Below are 19,677 nucleotides of genomic sequence, written 5' to 3' on the forward strand. Positions count from 1 at the left end.
GTGGCCAGAGCTCCGGTTTGACCGTCTGGGTGGCGACCAAGGAGCGCAGAAGCCGTCCCTCGCTCGTTCGGGAGGCGACTTTGAACTCTTCCACCCAGTTTCCGAACAGGAGATCGTCATCGTCGTAGACCGCAACGAACCGGCCCTGTGCAGCGCGGATACCCGCATTCAGTGGCTTTCCACGGTTTCCACCGTGAACTTCAATGAGGGAAATCCGATCGAGAAAGCCTGCCGGCTGTTGAGCGACAATCGCGCGGACCTCGGCGGCATCTGCCGGGGTGGCATCATGATCGATCACAATGACTTCAAAGTCCTGATCGCTCTGCGCGGCCAGGCACAGCAGGGCGTCACGGAGGGGTTCTGGTCGTTTTCCCTGAGTCCGCAAGAGCACGCTGAGGAAGACCCCGCCCTCTCGATCATCCGAGATGAGCTGCTTCGCGCTTTCGAGCGCGTTCCGTAGGCGTGGGTCGATCCGCGGTCCCGACATCAGTTCGGAAAGGAGGATTTGGACGGTCGCCGTCTGGGGAGAATGCCGGTCATCACCCACGGTCACATCAGAAACGGTGGACTGCATACTTGTCTCCAATGAACTGTCCCACCAGGTGCCCGGCGTCGAGGGGCGCCGGCAGCATTCCAGCTTTGCGCTTCTTGTGGAAGGCCGCAACAGCGTTCAGGACGGCGTCGGTGCCTTCATTCTGGAATTGGGCGATGAGATTCTCGACGATCTCGGGATGCGAATACTTGTGCGCGATGAACAGCGCGGCCTCAGCCGAGTAATACACCTCGGCGCTGGTCGGCGGCCAATCACCGGTCTGGGTGAGACGCTTGTCGTGAAAGACCCGCGCGGAGGGCTCGTACACGACCCGATAGCCGGCCAGGCGGAGCCGCCAGGAGTAATCAACGTCATCGCAATAAAGAAAGAACGTTTCCGAGTCGAATCCGCCAATCGTGTCGAACGCTGCCCGCGGGGTCAGCGCACACGCCGTCGAAGCCCAGCTCGTATTGCCGGTGTTCACCTCGAAGTCTTTGGGATGCTCAATGGGGATCTGACGAGCCTCAGCGATTCCTACCGGACCCGTGACAGCACGGGTGAGTGCTCGAACCGTGTCCGGCGCAACGATGGCATCGGGGTTGAGGATGAGGATCAGCTCCGCATCCGACAGCGCGGCGAGAGCGTTGTGGCCTGCTGCAGACCCGAGGTTCGTTCCGAAGACCCGATAGATGAGCTCTCCGGCTTCCGCCTCAACGACGGCGCGGATCTCTTCGAGGATTTCCGCGCCCAGAACGGCGTCGGCGCTGCAGTCGCCCAAGAGAAGTGTCCACGCCCCGACAAGGCCGTCTGACCGTGCCCACTTCACGGAGTTGGCCATCGCCTGGGCGGCTCGAAGGATTTCGTTCGCGTCGTTCCCGAACAGTACGGACTGCACCGAAACAGACCGAGGTTCAGCCACGTCGCCACCCCGTGTCCCGTCCGCCGCTCTCTTCGGTACCTGGTGTCAACCAGAACTTGTCCATCACTCTGCGTTTCCCTTTGTCTCTGAATCGAGGATGCGGTCGGTCTTGTCTGCACTCACCGTGGATACGATGCGTTTCCGTCCCAGCCACCTGCCCTGAACCGTCGCAGACCAGAATACGAGTCCCTTCCCCGGACCCCAGTTCTTGAGCGACATCGCCCACTTCTCAACACCGTGCCAACTCAGCCAGGCACAGCCAAGCGATATAACGAGGGCGGTGAGTGCGAACCAACCGTAGCCCCAGCGGTAAACGCCTAAGTAGGCCAGAACCTGCTGGACAAGGAAGCCGTAAATGTACACACCATAGGAGTAGTCATTCCGTGCACCGATCCACTGGAGCCGGCGAGGGAGTCGGGCCGCGAGATAGAGTACGAAATATGCACCAGCGATGATGCCGAGGGTGTTGAACGCGCCATAGCGCAAGGTCACGATCACGATGAGTCCGGCAAGTACGCCCAGCCGATCGTCGAAGGGGACCGACGTGGAATATACCGCGAGCGTGGAGCCGACCAGGAAGGTGAAGGTCAGGGCGACAAGCTGTGTGTCTGCAAGGAAGGGCGCGATGGACCCGAGACTCGCCGGATTCGACAGGTTGATGATTTGCAGCACGAAGAAGCTCACGGTAAGAGCGGGCACGACGGCCTTCGCTTTGGCCAACACACCGAACGCGACGCAGACCCCGACGACGAGATAACAACGCCACTCGTAGATGAGGGTCCAGATCGACCCGTTGAAGACCGACGCCTTGACGCTTTGCCCGTAGGGCGTCGTCTCCGCAAAAATATCGTAGATCCCGTACGTACCGATGTTCATGGTCCAGTTGCTGGCCACATAGTGGAACGGACCATTCGGAGCACGGGCGAAGAAGTCGCCGAGGGAGCCGCCCGCTGTGACCCAGATCACGGGAGCTACGATGAACGCAGTGATGAGAAGGACTCCCCAGTAGGCGGGAAAGATCCTCAAAATCCGCCTCCACATGAACTGGAGGATGTCGCTCGACATGCCGCTCTTGGCGATGAGGTAGCCGCTGATCGCGAAGAACCCGCCGACAGCGATGCTTCCCAACGAGGCCTGGCCGCGAGTGAGCTCCCAGAAAGGATCCCGCCCGAAGCCGCCTGTGGGAAACGCGTGGTCAAAAATGACCAGTGAGGCCAACAGCAGTCTGAGCAGTCCGAGAGAGTTTCGGTGGCCACCGAGGGCCGCCGCGATCGTCAGCCCCACCGGGCGTGGCGCGACAGCCGATCTCTCAGGCGGCACTGGTCTCGCCCCGGTTCAGAGAGTCGAGATACGCCGCGATTGTTGGTTCTGCCTCCCCCACGGTGACGAGTTCGCCGTGCCTCAGCCAGGCGGCGTGATCGCACATCTCCTGGACCGCGGTCATCGCATGGCTGACCAGGATCACGGTCTTTCCCGCGCGCTTGAAATCGACGAATTTCTGACTGCATTTTTCCTGGAACTCGGCGTCGCCGACGGAAAGCACCTCATCGACCACGAGCACGTCCGGGTCGACGTTGATGGCAATCGCGAAGCCGAGTCGCACGTACATTCCGGAGGAGTAGTTCTTGACGGGCTGGTCGATGAAATGTTCCACCCCGGAAAAGTCAACGATTTCGTCGAACTTGCGGGTGATTTCCCGCTTGGACATCCCAAGGATCGATCCGTTGAGGAACACGTTCTCACGGCCGGACAGCTCCGGATGGAAACCGGAGCCCACTTCCAGCAGGGCCGCGATCTTTCCGTTGTATGTGATGGACCCCTTCTGCGGGTAGTAGATCTTTGCGAGGCATTTGAGCAAGGTCGACTTGCCGGAACCGTTGCTGCCGATCAGACCGAACGTCGAACCGGTCGGGACCTCAAAGCTCACGTCCTTGAGCGCCCAGAAATCCTCGTGAACCGACCGGCGCCCTCGCATGATCGCGGATTTAAGGGACTGGTTGCGTTCGTGATACAGACGGAATCTCTTGCTGACATGGTCAACACTCACTGCAATGTCACTCATAATGCCTCCGCCAGGCCCTTCTCGCTCTTGCGAAACACCCACACGCCCGCGACGATTGCCGCGAACGCCCATACAGCACAGAATAGGAGGTCCTGTGGGTTGGGCCACGTGTTGTCGTAGAGCAGCTGCCGAAAAACGGCAACAAACCGTTCGAGCGGATTGAGTCGGTAGATATCCATCAGGGTGATGGACGTCCCGAAGAGCCCCCCGTGCGCCCTCGACTGGTCTTCAACAAGGCTGATGGGATAAATGATCGGTGTGAGATACATCCAGATTTGCATAACGATCGAGACGAGGTATTGCGTATCCCGGAAACGGACATTTGCCACCGAGAGCATCAAAGCCAGCCCTGAAGCGAAAATGGCGAGCAGGACCATGACGAAGAGCACCAGCGGGATCCACGGCCAGACGAAGGACCCGCAGATGGCCAGGACGAGGACAAGGACGCCCATCTCGAAAAGCCAGTTGTACCCGATGGAACCGACAGTCGAGAGCGGGAGCACAATGCGAGAGAAATAGACCTTCTGCACCAGACCCGCGTTGGCGATAATCGAGCCCATACCGGTTTGTACGACGTTCGCAAAGAAAGCCCAAGGCAGCAAGCCACAGAGCAGCCAGACCGCAAAGATGTTGAGCCCACTGGGATTGCCTGGAGGTGGAGTGACCCGGAGGATGAATGCGAACACGATTGTGTACACCAGCATCGTCGCCAGCGGGTTGACCAGCGACCACAGCTGCCCGAATATTGTGCGTTTGTACTGTCCGCGAATCTCACGCAACGTGAGATTGGCCAAGAGCTCCCTGGAATCGAGAACTTCCTTCATGTATCGCATGTAGCCTCACTGAGTGGCCGGTCGGATGGCCGCAAACCAATCTAGCCTAGAACGATGAGGAGCAACCGTATGGCCGTCGCAGCCAAATCACAGTCAACGACCGCCCACGTTGCAGTCTTGACCGTGAGCTACGGGTCAGGAAGAGTGCTGGGCGATTTCCTCGGTTCACTGGGTTCGGCACTCACCGGTCCGCTGTACATCGTCGTCGCAGACAACAAGGTACTCGATGGTGACACCACGGTCTCGGGTCTCGCTCACGCTGCCAACGCAGAATATCTCCCTCTTGCCGACAACCTCGGTTACGGTCACGCGATCAACGAAGCCCTCAAGACGCTGCCCCCGGAAATCGACTGGGTTGTTGTGAGCAATCCGGACATCGTCGCCGGTGCAGGAGCAATCGATATGTTACTTAAGTCCGTTGGTGGGGACGCGACGATCGCCGCGATCGGACCGGGTATCCTCACCCCGACCGGTGAGGTCTACCCCTCCGCGCGGGTCATTCCGTCGTTGCGAACGGGCATCGGTCACGGCCTGTTCGCGTTGGTGTGGCCCAATAATCCCTGGAGTCGCAGCTATCGGCAGCAAGGTGCGTCGAGCGTCTATCGTCGCGATGCCGGATGGCTGTCCGGCGCCTTTCTGATGGTGCGTCGTTCGGTGCTGGACGAGCTGGGCGGGTTCGACGAGGGCTACTTCATGTACTTCGAAGACGTCGACCTCGGATTCCGAATCGGAAAACTCGGTCTGCGGAATGTATACGAACCGTCCGCGACGGTAGTCCACTCCGGGGCGCACTCGACCCAGGACGACAACGCCCGAATGATTCGAGCACACCACGCCAGTGCCGAACGCTTCCTGTCCAAGAAGTACGCTGGACCGTTGCTTTTGCCAGTCCGCCTGCTACTCGCAGCGGGCCTTCGGCTTCGCGCTGCCGTTTCAGAAAGAAGGCACCCGAAGTCGTAGCCGGTCGAGGTCGGCCTTCTCCGCGACCCGATGGCGGGTTTTCCGGTCCTCGCCGGCCATCTCCCTTATTCAGAGGGATGCACGGCGGGCAACGGCCAGGTCGGTAGATTGAGGAATGAATGGTTCAGGGACGCCTCGTGGAGGCGCAGACTCGTCTGTCGTCGTTCCGGGGCATTCACTCTCAGGTGAAGCGCCGCATCACAACAGGATCGGACACTCCATGCTCCACTTCTCTCGCCTGGGGTCAGGCACAGTGCTCGCTGCGGTGCTGGTCGTCAGTGCGGCAGTAGTCCCCGCGCAGGCGCTCCCGGCACCCACGGCTGACACCGCGACGCTGCATGCGACGGGCACCATCGTCATCCTCGCCGGCGAACCCGCCAGCCCAAGTCAGCACCTCTCCGATCAGGTGCGGCTGCTCACCGATAACGGTGCATCCGTCGAGCTGACCGGGAACCTGCCCGAAGACGTGACGTCCGGCAGCACGTTCAGTGGAACGCTCTCCGTACCCGCCGCAGTTGTCGCCGCCGTTCCCGCTGTGAGCGCGGGAACCGGATCGGTGGAAGCAACGTCTGAAACCGGCAAGGCGGTCCTATCGGCGAGCGTCGCACTAGACGCGGCCTTGCCCGTCGTTGCGGCGACGATCGAGCCGCAGGTCGCCCAGACGTCCGTAGCAGCATCGCATGCGTTCGACGTATTCGTGGCCACGTTGCCGACAGCTCCGACAACGAGTGTCCTCGACGACCCGGGCATCACGACGCTAGAGACAACCCTGAGTACCTACTGGTCATCGCAAAGTTCCGGCCAGATCATCGGGTTTACTCAACCTCTCGCAACCAAACGCGTAATTTCGATTAATTCGTGCCAGGCAACAATCATGTTCACCGAGGCTGCCGCCGCTTTCGGTCACACGCAAGGCTGGTATACCAGCGGCTTCAATTCCCACCACTTGATCATCCTCGCTCCCGCATCCTGCGGTGCGGGTACCGGGTTGGGAAGTGTCGGGCGTTTAGCATCCGGCGGAGTCGTCTGGGCCAGCTACGACGACCTGCACGGGACGAACGCCGTGGCACACGAAGTCGGCCACAATCTCGGACTCAGGCACTCGAACAAACACACCTGCCCGAATCCGATAGTCGAGGGCTCTTCTCTTCCTGGTGGAACGTTTTCCGATGGCTGCAGTGACCTTGAATACCAGGACTTTTACGACGTCATGGGCGGTGGTTTGAGTTACAACGGTGTGACCAACGCCCAATTGACCGCCCTGAATATCACTCAGAAGTACCAACTCGACGCGATCAACGGCACGGATTTGCGTCCTGTCGCTCTTGCCGCCGGGGTCACCTCTGGTGTCTTGAATTTCGCCCTGAACCCGATATCAGACGCCACGGGGGTGCGCGGCTTGAAGATCACGGACCCGCGCGACGGAGAGGTGTACTTCGTTGAATACCGTTCCGGCACCGGCATGGACGCTGGCTCTCTCTATGCCTCGGGCTATATTCCAGGGATGACACTAGGCGTGCGTGTCCTGCGCCAACGGGACGACACTACCTCCGCCGTCCTGACTCTGCCGAACAAGGATGGCAGCCGGTCGATGGCCTTAAAGGCATCCCAGTCGCTCACCTCACATTCGGGCGGCCTGACTGTCAAAGTAACCAGCATCTCCGGGACGGCCGACGTCACCGTTCTCTTGGGTGATGCGGCCGGGGCTTCGAATATGGGGACGGGGGCCGTCTCGATCAAGGGTCAGAACTCCGAGCTCGTGCCAGGGACAACTGTCGAGATCCGGCAAGGCGACTGTGCCGGGCCGGCTGTTTGGCGCACGACAACAGGCAGCACACCCAGCGCCTACGGCGCGTTCGGCATTGGCCTCACGCCAGGCCCCTACTGCATCGTCACCCTCGCCGTTCCTGCTCCATACGGTATGCCGTCAGGGACGACACTGTTTCGAATGGGGGCAGGAGCAGGGAACTGGGTCACAGTCTGGCTTCCCGGACCGATCTCCGGCGCCCTCGTCGCCAAGGATGCGCAAGGGTTCGGAATCAACGGTGTGACAGCGCTCATCCGCCAGGGCTCGTGCGTCCCGCAAGGACCTGGTGTATGGGAGAACACGACCGCAACCAACCAGTGGTCTTCGGGCGGCTTCGGAATCTCTCTGATCCCCGGGACCTATTGCACAATAATCGTGCAGGTCCCAGGTGGATACTCCATTCCGGCACCGACCGAAGCCATCGTGACCGCCCCAGGACCCGTCTGGATCACGGCCTGGATCCCCAGCCAGACCACGCACTAGACGCGCGCCACTGGTCAGGCCGGACTCATTCAGGCCAGGCCGACAATGTTCGGCCCTGCTTGGGTCGGGGTCAACACGAACCACAAGTTCCAAACCTGAATGGTCGTACCTCGAACGCGGGTCTTGACGAGCGCCGACTCAGACGCCACGGTGAGATCACTCACAACTGAAGACATCTGGGGGAAATGTGTTTAAATTGTTGTCAGCCGCGGCTGAACATGCGGTCAAGCTTCGAGGTCGAGCGCACCGCCCAGAGAGATCTTCGTTTCTTGGATTGACGCTGGCAGTGAGCCTCCTGCTGGCGCTCAGTGTTGCAGCACCGGCACAGGCCGCGGACATCGGCACCGGTGCCGTTTCAATCAAGGGCCAGAGTTCAGAACGGTTGCGTCCCTGTGAGTGGTGTGGTTTCCCGCTCTTGAGCGTTGCTTCGTCAACGTAAAGAGCCACCGTGGGATGGTCAGTGAGTACCGACTAAAGCAACTCACAAAGGACACCACACGACCCTTCTATGGTTGAAGTCAAGCAGTAAGGGTCGCCAGTGAGCGATAGATGCTGCGGGCGATGAATCGTTTGAGGCAGCGGTGGATCTCTCGCCGGGTCTTGCCTTCGGCGGTTCTTCTGTCAACGTAGCTTTTCGTCGTGGGGTCGGTGATCATGCGGCAGCGGGCAATGATGTGGAGCGCTCGGTTCAGTTGACGGTCGCCGTGGCGGTTGAGGCGATGCCGGGTCGTATTTCCTGATGATGCCGGAATTGGGCTAACGCCAGCCAACGCCGCGAAGGCGGCTTCCGAGCGCACTCTGCCTTGGTGGGAATAAGCGGTCAGGATGATAGCGGCCGTGAACGGTCCGACACCGGGGATGTCCTGGATGCCTGGAGCGAGTTCGTCGACGTGCTTTGACAGGGCCGCGTGATTCGTTTCCAACTCGTGAGTGCGCTGGTGGATCGCGGAGGCGAGCCTGCGGGCTTCAGATCGGGCGACGGCAGCGGCAGTGTCATCGCTGGAGCGATCGCGCCATGCGGCGATGATGTCGACTTGAGTGTTGGTCAGGGGTGCGCGGACGTCGAGGCCCAGGTTGATTATCCGCAGGAGCGCGTTGCGGTCGCTGCGGTCGCTGGTGCGTTGGGAATCGATACTGTGTCTCGCGACGAGCAGAACTCGAAGGGCGCTGCGAAGCCCGTCGGCGCGCGGCAGAATCAGCGCGGTTGCATCGGTGCCAAGCGCGGTGCGGGCGGCAGCCACGGCATCGATTTGGTCGGTTTTGCCGTGACCATCCCGGGCCTGCCGTTTGGGTGGTTTGACCTCGCAGACGCGGATCCCCGCGGTGGTGAGAGCGCGAGTCACGGTGGCTCCGTAGGAGCCGGTGCCCTCGACAGCGGCAAGCTGCTGCCCATCCGAGCGTCGCTCAATCCATGCGATCGCGCGGGCGGTGCCAGCGTCGGTGGTGGGAAATGAAGCGGTGTCAATGACTGCGCCAGTAGCGGCAGCAACGACTGCGTAGGTGTGCGTTTTGGCGTGGGTATCCACGCCGATGACGTATTTGTATGTGTCAGCCACGGTGCTCACGAAGTGTCTTCTTCCGGTAAATGGTTCGTTATCCGGGCCTGGGAGAATCGTCGCGAGGCAGATCTCTAATGAGTCACATCCCCGCCGGAGCGTGGGTGGACAACCTTCTATGAAGCCATCGAAACGGGTCAGGCCGGCACCGACCTAGCCCAGCGGACAGGTCGTGTGAAAGCCACCGCTTGCGCGGGACAGATGGCTCTTGAGTCACGTTGGGAAAGGCCGATACCAGCTTGCCAGCCAGCCCCAGGCCAGCTACTAACCATTAGAGATGGCTCTAAACCAGTCTGCCCTGCTCGACCTCCTCGGAGAACTCAAACTCACCGACGTCACCGACCGAATCCGCGTCGCGACCGAAACTCTCTACCAAGAACTCATCGACGCGGAAGCGACCGCGTTCATCGGCGCCGCCCCATTCGAACGCTCCGGCGACCGCACCACCCACCGCAACGGCACCCGAGCGCGCACCCTCAGCACGACCGCCGGGGACCTCGACCTGAAGATCCCGAAGCTGCGCGCCGGGTCCTTCTTCCCGGCCCTGCTCGAGCGTCGCCGGCGGGTGGACCAAGCCCTGTTCGCGGTCGTGATGGAGGCCTACGTCCACGGCGTCTCGACCCGGAAAGTCGACGACCTGGTCAAGGCCCTCGGCGCGGACACCGGGATCTCCAAGTCGGAAGTGTCCCGGATCTGCGCGGGCCTGGACGCTGAGGTGGCCGAGTTCCGCGACCGCACCCTCGCCGCGCAGGACTTCCCCTACGTGTTCCTCGACGCCACCTACTGCAAGGCCCGCGTCGGCCACCGGATCGTGTCCCAGGCCATCGTCGTCGCGGTCGGGGTGGCCGCTGACGGACGCCGGGAAGTCCTCGGCTTCGACGTCGGTGACAGCGAGAACGAGGGCTTCTGGACGTCGTTCCTGCGATCGCTCAAGACCCGCGGGCTCGACGGGGTCAAGCTAGTCATGTCTGACGCGCACACCGGCCTGAAGAAGGCCATCGGCACCGTGTTCCAGGGCGCCGGCTGGCAGAGATGCCGGGTGCACTTCATGCGCAACGTGCTCGCGGTGATCCCGAAGGGATCCCAGGACATGGTCGCCTCGATCATCCGCACCATCTTCGCCCAGCCCGACCGTGAGCACATCGAGAAGCAGTTCCTCGAGGTCACGACGATGCTCAGCCGCTCGCACCCGAAGGTCGCGGCGATGCTCGTCGACGCGCAACCCGACCTACTCGCCTTCGCCGCGTTCCCGCGGCGGCACTGGCGCCAGATCTGGTCCACGAACCCGCTCGAACGAGTGAACAAGGAGATCAAACGCCGCACCGACGTCGTCGGCGTCTTCCCCAACGCCGCAGCCCTGCTGCGCCTAGCCGGGTCTGTCCTGATCGAGCAGCACGACGAGTGGGAGGCCGGCGAACGACGCTACTTCTCCGAAGCATCCATGCTCGAGCTGGTTACCATGAACAACCCCATCGAGGTCATCGACGAGGCGGTGATCCTCCCCGAACTCGCCGCCGCCTAAGCTAGAACAACTGACCCGCATGGTGTTGAGAAACTCCACCACTCAGCGGGACGTGACCTTCAGAACTCGTCCCCGGCACGACGGTCGAAATTCGGCAGGGTGACTGTTCCGGCGCAGCTGTTTGGCGAACGACGACGGGAAATACCCCAAGTGCATATGGCGCATTCGGGATCGGCCTCACGCCCGGCGTCTATTGCATCGTGACGCTCTCGGTTCCGGCGCCCTATGGGATGCCCGCGAACACCACGTTCCAGATGAGCTCCGGAACAGGCAACTGGGTGACCGTTTGGCTGCCCGGACCCCTGTCCGGCGCTGTCGTTGCGAAGAACTCGCTCGGCTACGGAATCAACGGCGTCACAGCGTTCATCCGCCAGGGATCGTGTGCATCCCCGGGTCAGGGAGTCTGGCAGAACGTCACCGCGACCAACCAGTGGTCCAGCGGCGGATTCGGGATCTCGCTTCTCCCCGGGACCTATTGCACCTCCGTCAAGGACGTGCCGTGGGACTACTCGGCGCCCCAACCCGTTGAGACGGTTGTCTCCGCTCCGGGGCCCATCTGGATCACCATCTGGCTCGATTCCCCGACGGTCCAGGGACAGGGTGACTCTGTCATCTCGATAGCGGCCCAGTCCCGCCAGAAGATCGTCGAATTCACATGTCCGGACTGCACGTCGAATGTCATCGTCGAAGCACTCGGCCCGGATCAGGCATCTGACCTGCTGATCAATCGAAGCGGGTCCTACCCCTCGGGGCGGATGCTCGTCGGATTCCTCGATTGGTCGGACTCCAGCTACAGTCAGATTTCGGTTCACGCGAGTGGTCATTGGACGCTGAGAATCCTCGACCTGGACATGATCAGGCAAGCGGGTTCCACCATCTCCGGCACCGGCGATGACGTGGTGTACCTGGACACCCCCGGGGTCGTCGCGACATTCTCCAACCACGGGACGTCGAACTTCGTCGTGTGGACAACGGACCCGACCTACGGTATCGATCTCAAGGTTAATGTGATCGGAAACTACTGGGGAACCGTTGCGATGACGTCTCCCGCCGTCATCCAGATCACGTCCGACGGCGCATGGAGCATCAATACCTGGTGAGAGCGCGGAGCGAGTGTGTCGGCTGAAACCCTGCACGCCAGTGAAGGGCCGGGTTCACGCTGGTGAGCCCGCCCCTTCACTATCCGCCGCACTGTCGGACCGAGCTCTGCATGCGATGAGGCCACTCGGGTATTCCGAATCGAGTGTGGTCGATAGACTTCGGCTAGTCCAGATCAGCGCTGGACGGACTGTGATATCCGCGAGGACCGAGGCCGTCTACTCGTTGTGCTGATGGCCGCGCGCACGTGTGTACGGCGGGGATAACGGACGTTCAAGCCGTGCTCAGCCAAGACCGGGGGAAACATGAGTGCTCGAGACCCAATTGCTGCTATTGGACCGGGCCGTCGAGGGCCTCTCCTTCAGCTATTATCCGTTGCCGCGACCGTTGTCATGTCCCTGAGCGTCGGCATAGCGACTGCGCCACCGGCGAGCGCGACCGCGTACGGTACGGGCGCCGTCGCTGTCAAGGGCCCGAATTCGGAATTCGTCCCTGGAGCCGACATCGAAATTCGCCAGGGTGATTGCTCAGGACAAACGGTGTGGATGACCACCACAGGCAGCACGCCGAATGCCTATGGGGCCTTTGGAATCACTCTCGAGGTCGGTCGATACTGCTTGCTGACGCTCCAAGTACCTGCAGACTACATGGGCGCGAACTCCTCCACATTCGATGTGGTGGAAGGGCCCGGAAACTGGTTTACGGCGTGGCTCCCCTACGGAGTCGTCGTGGGGTCCGTGGTCGCGAAGGATGCCTGGGGCGCCCGAATCGACGGGGTGAACGCGCTCGTGAGAACCGGGGCGTGTACCGCTCAGGGTTAAGGAGTGTGGCAGAACGTCACGTCCACGAGCCGATGGCTTGACGGAAGCTTCAGCTTTTCATTGGTTGCTGGGATGTACTGCACCTCGGTGATCGGTGTCCCGACCGGATACATCATTCCCCCATCTGTAGAGACATACGTCCGGCACCCTTCCCCGGCTCAAATTGTGCTTTGGATACCTGCGTCGCCTTCCTAGATTGAAGTTTCGAAGGTTGCGGAGCACAAGCTCCGCTCTCTTTATAGGGACAAGGGCGCTGCGGTTCGAAAGCTTCCGGGCGTCATCGGCGTGTCCTGCACGAGCGTCGCCCACGATATATATGTATTTCCTGGTCAGGTAATTTGGTACGATGATTGCTCAGAACACGATGGAGAAGTTGCATGATGCGCCACGTTTTCAATCGTAGGCGTCTGCGGGTAGCCAGCTTCTTGCTGATGGTCTTTGTGTTGTCCGGTTGTACAGACCAAGCAGCGACTGCGCCGCTCCAGAGCTCGACCCGTTCTGCGGTTCCGGCCGACTCGACGATCGCACCGACATCGACACCGGTCACGGCTGCAGTGGACCTAGCAGAACCCAGTTCGTGGATCATCGACTTCACCAGTGTCGGACCGCTTGCGATCGGGGCCGATTTGGATGCGACGAAGCTGACGATGACCGCCTTTGCAAGCGGCACTGGCTTCGATAGCTGTCCCTCGCACTCGATCCTCTCCTTCGACAAGACTGGATACCCCAGTGTCTTCATCACCGAGAAGAACAAAGGCGACGGTCTCATAGAGCAGATCGTGTTGGAGGGTACCGGAGATTCCTCGGGGTACATAGCCACCTCTCCGAGAACAACCAGTGGAATCGGAATCGGAGCCACGCTTGATCAACTCAAGTCGGCATACCCAGCGATCACCTATCAGGACGACCACTACACCCCCCACTATGCACTACCCGACGGCCACGGGAACTGGATAAATTTTGACGTACTTGAGGGTCTGGTCAAGCACATCGTCGTTCGCCCCACGCCCGTCATCGCCAGAGAGCTCTGCGGCTGAAGCAAGGGGGACGGCTGAGACGGTGACGGCGCTCAGCGAATTTCCCCAGTCCTGCTCATCGAAGCTCCCCAGGTCGCGGGGTTAGATTAGCGGAAGTTCGTGCCCGTTGTCACGCGGCGAAGCTCGTTGGATTGGGCGGCGTGGTTGCGGAGCCGATAGGAGCCGCCGTCGAGGGTGACGACGACGGATCGGTGCAGGAGCCGGTCGAGCATCGCGGCGGCGACGGTGGTGTCGCCGAGGATCTCGCCCCAGGCGCCGACGGGCCGGTTCGTGGTGATCACGATCGATGTTTTCAGGTAGCGCTGGTTGATGACTTGAAACAGTGCCGACGCGGCCTCGGCGGGCAGCGGCAGGTAGCCCAGCTCGTCGATTATGAGCAGGGTGGGGCCGGCGAAGAACCGCATCATCGTGCCCCACTTGCCCTCGATCGCGGCGCGGTGGCAGCGGGCCGCGAGGTCAGCGGCCGAGGTGAAGTAGGTGCGGTAACCGGCCTGGACTGCGGCGTGGCCGAGGCCGGTCGCGATGTGGGTTTTCCCGACTCCGGGCGGCCCGATCAGGAGCACGTTGGTCGCGGACTCGAGGTAGCGGCAGGTGCCGAGCTCGGCGAGCAGGTTGCGGTCGATGCCGGAGGCGGCGTCGAGGTCGAAGTCGTCCAGGGTCGCGCCGGTGGGGAGGTTCGCGAAGCGGAACCGCCCCGAGAGGCGTCGGGCATCAGTCGCGGTGACCTCGATAGCGAGCAGGCGCTCGAGGGCGTGGGTGAGGCTCCAGCCCTCGGCTTGGGCCTGGTCCAGGACACGGGGCAGAGCATCGGCCGCGTCGGCGAGTTTGAGCTCGGTGAGGTGGCCGCGCAGCTGCTGATAGACGCTCGCCGGAGTCGCCGTCGAGAGGGGCGTGACGGTGGTCTCGGTGATGGTGAGGGGTGTGTTCATCGGAGAGTGTTCCTGTTCTTCGCGGCCGTCTCGTAGGCGGCCAGGCTGATCACGGTGGTGGGTTCGGTGGTGCCGGTCAGCGCCAGGGCGGCGCGGCGGGCTGCGGTGCCGGGCGGGATGCGTTCCTTCTTCCGGTGCGGCCGGCCGGGAGGCGCTGCGGCCATCGCGATGGTCTCCAGGGCCGTGACGTGTCCGCTGTCACGGATCGTGACCCCGAGGCCGGCCTCCGCGAGCGTGTGGCGGGCGAGGACGACACCGGAAACCGTCGCAATGTCGATGGTTGCCGCGCCGAGGCGTTGGTGGACGACGACGCGGGTCGCGGCCAGCTCTGGCGGCACCGAGTACCGGTTTCCGCGCCAATCGATCAGGGCCTGCCGTGTCGCGGTGCGTTCCTCGGTCACCACGACCGGGAACAGGGTTGGCCTTGACCCCGGAGAGTGGACACGGGTTAAGCGGCGAGTTGGATTTCTGCGGCCTGTGACGAGTATTGCATTTCGAACTCCACTGGGGTGACCTGCCCGATCGAGGAGTGGCGCCGGCGGCGGTTGTAGCGGTCCTCGATCCAGTCCGCGACGCCTTGGATCGCGCGGGCCCGGGTGGGCCAAACCCGGCGGTAGTAGAACTCGGTTTTCAATGTCGCGAAGAAGCTCTCGGCCATGGCGTTGTCCCAGCAGATCCCGGTGTAGCCCATCGACCGGGTGATGCCGTTCTTGGCCGCGAACAGAGTGATCTGTTCCGACGCGTATTGGGCGGATTCAACCGGTCGTCGCAACACCGGTGCTTGCGGTCAACAGTAGCTCGTTCATCGCTTCGGCTGGCGTCTTGAATCCGAGCGTCTTGCGGGGGCGTTCGTTCAGGGTCTTGGCGACGGCGTCGAGATCGTCCAGGGCGTAGCGGGTGAAGTCGGTGCCTTTGGGGAAGTACTGGCGCAGCAGCCCGTTGGTGTTCTCGTTACTGGGCCGCTGCCACGGCGAGTGGGGATCGGCAAAGTAGATCGGGAGCCCGGTCTGGATGTGGAGTCTGGCGTGTTGGGCCATCTCGGCGCCCTGGTCCCAGGTCAATGACTTGCGCAGGGTCTCGGGCAGGCCGGTGATGGTTCGGGCGATCGCATCACAGACGGCGTCGGCGCCGTGTCCGGCTGTCGCGGGCCCGTTCTTGATCTGTGCGCCGATCATCTTGTGCTCGTCCATCGGGGGCAGGTGCAACAGCATCGTGAACCTCGTGGTGCGTTCGACGAGGGTCCCGATCGAGACCCCGCCGAGTCCGAGGATCAGGTCCCCTTCCCAGTGTCCGGGAACGGCCCTGTCGTTGGCTTCTGCGGGCCGGGCGGCGATCATGACTTCCTCTGACAGGAAGCTCTTGCCTCGTTTTGCGCGGGCCCGCGGCACTCGCAACGCCCGACCCGTGCGTAAGGCGGTGGTCAGCTCGCGGCGCAGCGCGCCACGACCCTCGATGTAGAGGGCCTGGTAGATCGCCTCATGGGAGATTCTCATGCTCCTATCGTCCGGGAAATCGACCTTAAGTCGACCGGCGATCTGCTCCGGGCTCCACGCTGTGGACCAGCGGCGATCCTGTCGGGGGCCATGTCGACGCCCGTTCCACGCCCCGATCCCGGGAGCTGCAGCGGGCGTGCCATCAGCGCGCGTGACCGTTCCATCCAACCGGGCCTGAACGTACTCGCGCAACTGTGGGCTTCCCGCGAGCTTGGCGGTCTTGGGTCGGCGGGCACGCCGGTCGGAGTGCCACTGGGCGCTCGTGGCACGGTATTCAGCTTTGCCGCCGCGCGAGGCCGCGTTGCGTCGTAGCTCGCGGGAGATCGTCGACGGGGACCGGCTCAACGCCTGTGCGATCTGTCGAACACCAAGATTCTGTGCTCGCAGGATCGCGATCTCCTCACGCTCGATGAAGGTCAAGAACCTTCCTGACAGCGGTGCCTTGCTGAGGTCTCGCATCCCGCCAGCGTGACGGAAGAAACGTGTCCCGACCGGCGCCGACACGCCGGCCCGCTCACCAGCATCCTCGCTCGAGACACCCTGCCCAACGAGGTCCCAGAAATTCTGCCGGTGCTCCCGGCGCCACCCCGGCGGCCGGCCCGGCGACCGCATCGGCTCCCGCCCGAGTTGCGTGGCCATCCAATCCTTCGGACGTCCCATAAACCACCTCCATAATCGAGGTGTTGCTTCCACCGGTTGAATCTGCCTTGGGTGCCACGGTCACTGTGGAAGATCACCGTCGCCGGGCGGTCTCCGCGCAGCACCATGGCCATCGTGAGGGCGTCCTGGATGAGGTCGGTGCGCATGTGGTCCGCGATAGCCCAACCGATCACACGGCGGCTGTGAGCGTCGATGACGGTCGCCAAATACACCCACCCCTCCCACGTCCTCAGATAGGTGATATCGCCGACCCAGACCTGGTTCAGCGCCCCGGTATCCCACTGCCGTTCCACAGCATCGACCGGGTAGGCGTCAGCGTGATCGATGATGGTGGTCGTCTTCCACTTCTTCGGGCAAATGCCCACCAAACCCAGGCGCCGCATGGTCGCGGCGACGGTTTTGCGGGAGATGACCTCCCGGTCCGCTCGGAGATCGGCCAGGATCCTGGGGGCGCCGTAGACCTCGTCGGAATCGCCGTGAAAGAAAGCGACTTTCTGCTCGATGTGCACCCGCCGGATCGCCGCCGGCGACGGCACCCGGCCGGCCCAGGCGTAGTAGCCCGACCGGGACACCTCGAGAAGACGGACCATGCGGGTGATGGTGAAGTTGGTCTTCTCCGCCAGCATCAGTTCGAACGCTTGCCGTTCGTATCCGATGCTTCCTGGGCGAAGAAGATGGACGCTTTTTTCAAGAACGCCCTGTCCATCTTGAGGTCCGCGTTCTCTTTCCGTAGCCGCAGCAGCTCGGCCCGCTCAGACTCCGTCACTTCGGTTTGTGCGGTCTCGTTGCGGGCCTTGAACGCGCTCACCCAGCGGCCCAGCGTGGCCTCGTTGATCCCGAGCTCGCGCGCGACGGTCGCGACCGCTCTGCCGGTAGTCAAAACCAGCTTCACGGCCTCGTCTTTGTACTCAGGAGTGAACTCCCGACGTGATCTTGCCATAGTGAACATTCTCTCTTGTGAGGTGTCCACTCCCCGGGGTCAGGGCCAGGTCGGCGGCAACGGTTGGAGGCGCTCCGCGGCGAACATGACCGCCGCCGTCGTGGACCCGTCGCGGCCCTCGCGGCGCCGCCCGTCTTGGCCAGCGGCAAACGCGGTGAGGCGTTGCTGGGCCTGCTCGGGGGTGACGTCGTCGGGGAGGTTGCGCCACCAGCGCTGCGCCGCGGTGTGGTTGTTCTTCTCGACCACGCCCTTGCGATTGCCCGACCGGGGCCGGCAAGCGACGACGCTGACTGCGTGGTGCTTGGAGAACGCAGCGAACATCGGCGTCAGATCACTCGTCCCGGCCTTCAGCACGGTGCTCATCCGGTCGAACCGCCACGTCTTCGTCACCCCGCCCAGCAGCCCCAGCAGCACCGTCATCGCCGCGAGCAGGTGGGGCAGGTCCATCGACGGGGAGATCACCGCCCGCCACACCCCGGAGTGCGCGAGGGATCCGACGAGGACGTAGGCGCGTTTGGTCGGGAACGCCCATCCGGCTGGGGCGTCGGGCAGCTCGACCCAGTCGAACTGGGTTTCCTCGCCCGGTGGGTGCTCGATGATCGCGTTGGGCCGCTTCGTCACGTGAGCGCAGGCCGTGCAGGCCGGCCGGAGGCTCCGGTCCCGGATCTGCCGGGTCAGGGTTTGATACGACCCGGTGAAGCCCAGCGGGACGAGCTCGTCCAGCAGTGTCGCCGCCCAGAGATGCGGGTCCTCGACCAGGCGGGCGGTGACGTAGTCGATGAACGCGTCGAACGGGTCCGGGGCGGCTCGTTGCCGCACTGTCAAGGGCCATGAAGAACTGCCCACTGGCGGCCACGGAAAATGCTTGGATTCCACCTGTCGTTGCAACACCGCGCTGATTAAGTACTGATTAGTAGATCACGGAATCGCTCTGCCGGGGTGTCCCAGCCGAGCGTTTTGCGGGGTCGGCCGTTCAGTTCCTGCGCGACCCGTTCCAGATCATCGAGGCCATAAACCGATAGGTCGCTTCCCTTCGGGAAATACTGGCGCAGGAGCCCGTTGGTGTTCTCGTTCGAGCCCCGCTGCCAGGGGCTGGCCGGGTCGCAGAAATACACCGGCATGTCTGTCGCGGTGGTGAACGACTTGTGGGTCGACATCTCTGATCCCTGGTCCCAAGTCAGCGACCCGCGAAGGTGTGCCGGCAGCGTGCCGATCGTGGCCACCAGACCGTCACGGACGGCGTCGGCTGTGTGGGCGCCGGGCAGGTGGACGAGCATGACGTAACGGGTGGTGCGCTCGACCAGGGTCGCGATCGCGGTCTTGTTGAGTCTGCCGGTGATGAGGTCGCCTTCCCAATGCCCGGGGACGGCACGGTCCTCGATTTCGGGTGGCCGGTCGGCGATCATTACCATCGGGTCGCGGAATCGAGGCCGCCGTGCAGATTCGGTCTTCTGAGGTTTGCGGCGTGTTCGTCCGGACCGCAGCTCCTCCTGCACTGCACGGCGCAGGCCGCCCCTGGCTTGCACGTAGAGCGCCTGATAGATCGTCTCTGGTACCACGCGCATGTCCTTGTCGGTCGGGTATTGCTTGACCAGAGCCTGACAGATTTGTTCCGGAGACCAGCGGATCTGCAGCTTCTCCTGGACGAACTGCCGCAGGCCCTCCTGTGTCACGAGCTTCGCTTCCCGGGGCCGTGGTCGGCGTGCGGCGGCAGCGCGCTGGGCCGCATACGGAAGGTAGGTGAGGTTGTTCTGCCTGTTGCGGATGATTTCTCGGCTGATCGTCGACGGCGCCCGGCGGAGTGTCGCCGCGATCGACCGGATCGACATGCCCGTCGCGGACAGGTCACGGATCGCTTCCCGATCAACCAACGACAGGTATCTCGAGTCGATGGGTTTCAGCTGCGCGGGAGTCAGCCGGATATGGGAATCACTCAGTGCGGTCACCGTCTTGTTGTAGTCGATGATGCGCCCATCAGGCAGGACCCGGCGGTTGTCGGCGTGCCGGATGCCCTGGTCCCAGTCG

At 62.7% G+C, this 19,677-nt stretch carries 17 protein-coding genes and 2 pseudogenes; 5 read left to right on the forward strand and 14 right to left on the reverse strand.

Features of this window, described 5'->3' with window-relative positions:
• Nucleotides 1-142: 142 nt before the first annotated feature.
• The 5 genes and pseudogenes from RCH22_RS21205 to RCH22_RS12880 all read right to left on the reverse strand — a co-directional run.
• Nucleotides 143-574: pseudogene (locus RCH22_RS21205) on the reverse strand (glycosyltransferase family A protein); the annotation flags it as partial.
• Nucleotides 555-1,427 (reverse strand): hypothetical protein, encoded by an 873-nt coding sequence (locus RCH22_RS12865; RefSeq protein ID WP_327014311.1) that lies wholly within the window; start codon nt 1,425-1,427, stop codon nt 555-557. The gene RCH22_RS12865 and the pseudogene RCH22_RS21205, both read right to left, overlap by 20 nt.
• 87 nt (nt 1,428-1,514) lie before the next feature.
• Entirely contained in the window at nt 1,515-2,735 is a 1,221-nt protein-coding gene (locus tag RCH22_RS12870; protein ID WP_327014312.1) for an acyltransferase, read from the reverse strand.
• Nucleotides 2,736-2,760: 25 nt separating this feature from the next.
• The gene (locus tag RCH22_RS12875) at nt 2,761-3,585 is read right to left on the reverse strand and encodes an ABC transporter ATP-binding protein (RefSeq protein ID WP_327014313.1); all 825 of its coding nucleotides are present in this window, start codon (nt 3,583-3,585) and stop codon (nt 2,761-2,763) included.
• The gene (locus RCH22_RS12880) at nt 3,510-4,307 is read right to left on the reverse strand and encodes an ABC transporter permease (RefSeq protein WP_327014314.1); all 798 of its coding nucleotides are present in this window, start codon (nt 4,305-4,307) and stop codon (nt 3,510-3,512) included. The genes RCH22_RS12875 and RCH22_RS12880 overlap by 76 nt, the downstream gene beginning before the upstream one ends.
• Nucleotides 4,308-4,415: 108 nt before the next feature.
• Here RCH22_RS12880 and RCH22_RS12885 point away from each other — a divergent pair, with 108 nt between their 5' ends.
• A complete protein-coding gene (locus RCH22_RS12885) occupies nt 4,416-5,306 on the forward strand; it encodes a glycosyltransferase family 2 protein (protein ID WP_327014315.1) in 891 nt (296 codons plus the stop codon).
• Between the two features lie 406 nt (nt 5,307-5,712).
• The gene (locus RCH22_RS12890) at nt 5,713-7,596 is read left to right on the forward strand and encodes a hypothetical protein (RefSeq protein ID WP_327014316.1); all 1,884 of its coding nucleotides are present in this window, start codon (nt 5,713-5,715) and stop codon (nt 7,594-7,596) included.
• 518 nt (nt 7,597-8,114) lie between these two features.
• Here RCH22_RS12890 and RCH22_RS12895 read toward each other — a convergent pair.
• Complete coding sequence (locus RCH22_RS12895) at nt 8,115-9,161, reverse strand: IS110 family transposase (RefSeq protein WP_327014317.1); 1,047 nt, start codon at nt 9,159-9,161, stop codon at nt 8,115-8,117.
• Between the two features lie 268 nt (nt 9,162-9,429).
• On the opposite strand from RCH22_RS12895, the gene RCH22_RS12900 reads away from it, so the two are divergent.
• The 3 genes from RCH22_RS12900 to RCH22_RS12910 all read left to right on the forward strand — a co-directional run bounded on the left by RCH22_RS12900 (nt 9,430) and on the right by RCH22_RS12910 (nt 13,630).
• The gene (locus tag RCH22_RS12900; RefSeq protein WP_323505389.1) at nt 9,430-10,674 is read left to right on the forward strand and encodes an IS256 family transposase; all 1,245 of its coding nucleotides are present in this window, start codon (nt 9,430-9,432) and stop codon (nt 10,672-10,674) included.
• A gap of 200 nt (nt 10,675-10,874) precedes the next feature.
• Nucleotides 10,875-11,774 carry a hypothetical protein gene (locus RCH22_RS12905; RefSeq protein ID WP_327014318.1) on the forward strand — a complete coding sequence of 300 codons (900 nt, stop codon included), beginning with the start codon at nt 10,875-10,877 and terminating at the stop codon, nt 11,772-11,774.
• A 1,373-nt stretch (nt 11,775-13,147) separates the two neighbouring features.
• Nucleotides 13,148-13,630, forward strand: a complete 483-nt coding sequence (locus RCH22_RS12910; RefSeq protein WP_327014319.1) for a hypothetical protein — start codon at nt 13,148-13,150, stop codon at nt 13,628-13,630.
• Nucleotides 13,631-13,716: 86 nt separating this feature from the next.
• Here the strand turns inward: RCH22_RS12910 and istB are convergent, their stop codons facing one another.
• The 8 genes and pseudogenes from istB to RCH22_RS12950 all read right to left on the reverse strand — a co-directional run bounded on the left by istB (nt 13,717) and on the right by RCH22_RS12950 (nt 19,598).
• Nucleotides 13,717-14,559: an IS21-like element helper ATPase IstB gene (gene istB / locus RCH22_RS12915; RefSeq protein WP_327014320.1), complete on the reverse strand. Its 843-nt coding sequence runs from the start codon at nt 14,557-14,559 to the stop codon at nt 13,717-13,719.
• Nucleotides 14,556-14,963 carry a hypothetical protein gene (locus RCH22_RS12920; RefSeq protein ID WP_327014321.1) on the reverse strand — a complete coding sequence of 136 codons (408 nt, stop codon included), beginning with the start codon at nt 14,961-14,963 and terminating at the stop codon, nt 14,556-14,558. The genes istB and RCH22_RS12920 overlap by 4 nt, the downstream gene beginning before the upstream one ends.
• A gap of 44 nt (nt 14,964-15,007) precedes the next feature.
• Nucleotides 15,008-15,310 (reverse strand): annotated as a pseudogene (locus tag RCH22_RS12925) (integrase core domain-containing protein); the annotation flags it as partial.
• A gap of 4 nt (nt 15,311-15,314) precedes the next feature.
• Nucleotides 15,315-16,511 (reverse strand): IS30 family transposase, encoded by a 1,197-nt coding sequence (locus RCH22_RS12930; RefSeq protein ID WP_327014322.1) that lies wholly within the window; start codon nt 16,509-16,511, stop codon nt 15,315-15,317.
• Complete coding sequence (locus RCH22_RS12935; RefSeq protein WP_327015526.1) at nt 16,469-17,368, reverse strand: IS3 family transposase; 900 nt, start codon at nt 17,366-17,368, stop codon at nt 16,469-16,471. The genes RCH22_RS12930 and RCH22_RS12935 overlap by 43 nt, the downstream gene beginning before the upstream one ends.
• On the reverse strand, nt 17,338-17,661 hold the full coding sequence (locus RCH22_RS12940) for a transposase (RefSeq protein WP_327015527.1): 324 nt from the start codon (nt 17,659-17,661) through the stop codon (nt 17,338-17,340). Before RCH22_RS12940 ends, RCH22_RS12935 begins: the two co-directional genes overlap by 31 nt.
• 30 nt (nt 17,662-17,691) lie before the next feature.
• On the reverse strand, nt 17,692-18,471 hold the full coding sequence (locus tag RCH22_RS12945; protein WP_327014323.1) for a hypothetical protein: 780 nt from the start codon (nt 18,469-18,471) through the stop codon (nt 17,692-17,694).
• Nucleotides 18,472-18,551: 80 nt separating this feature from the next.
• Complete coding sequence (locus RCH22_RS12950; protein WP_327015528.1) at nt 18,552-19,598, reverse strand: IS30 family transposase; 1,047 nt, start codon at nt 19,596-19,598, stop codon at nt 18,552-18,554.
• Nucleotides 19,599-19,677: the final 79 nt, after the last annotated feature.

The sequence above is a fragment of the Cryobacterium sp. GrIS_2_6 genome (genome assembly GCF_035984545.1).
Lineage (GTDB): Bacteria > Actinomycetota > Actinomycetes > Actinomycetales > Microbacteriaceae > Cryobacterium.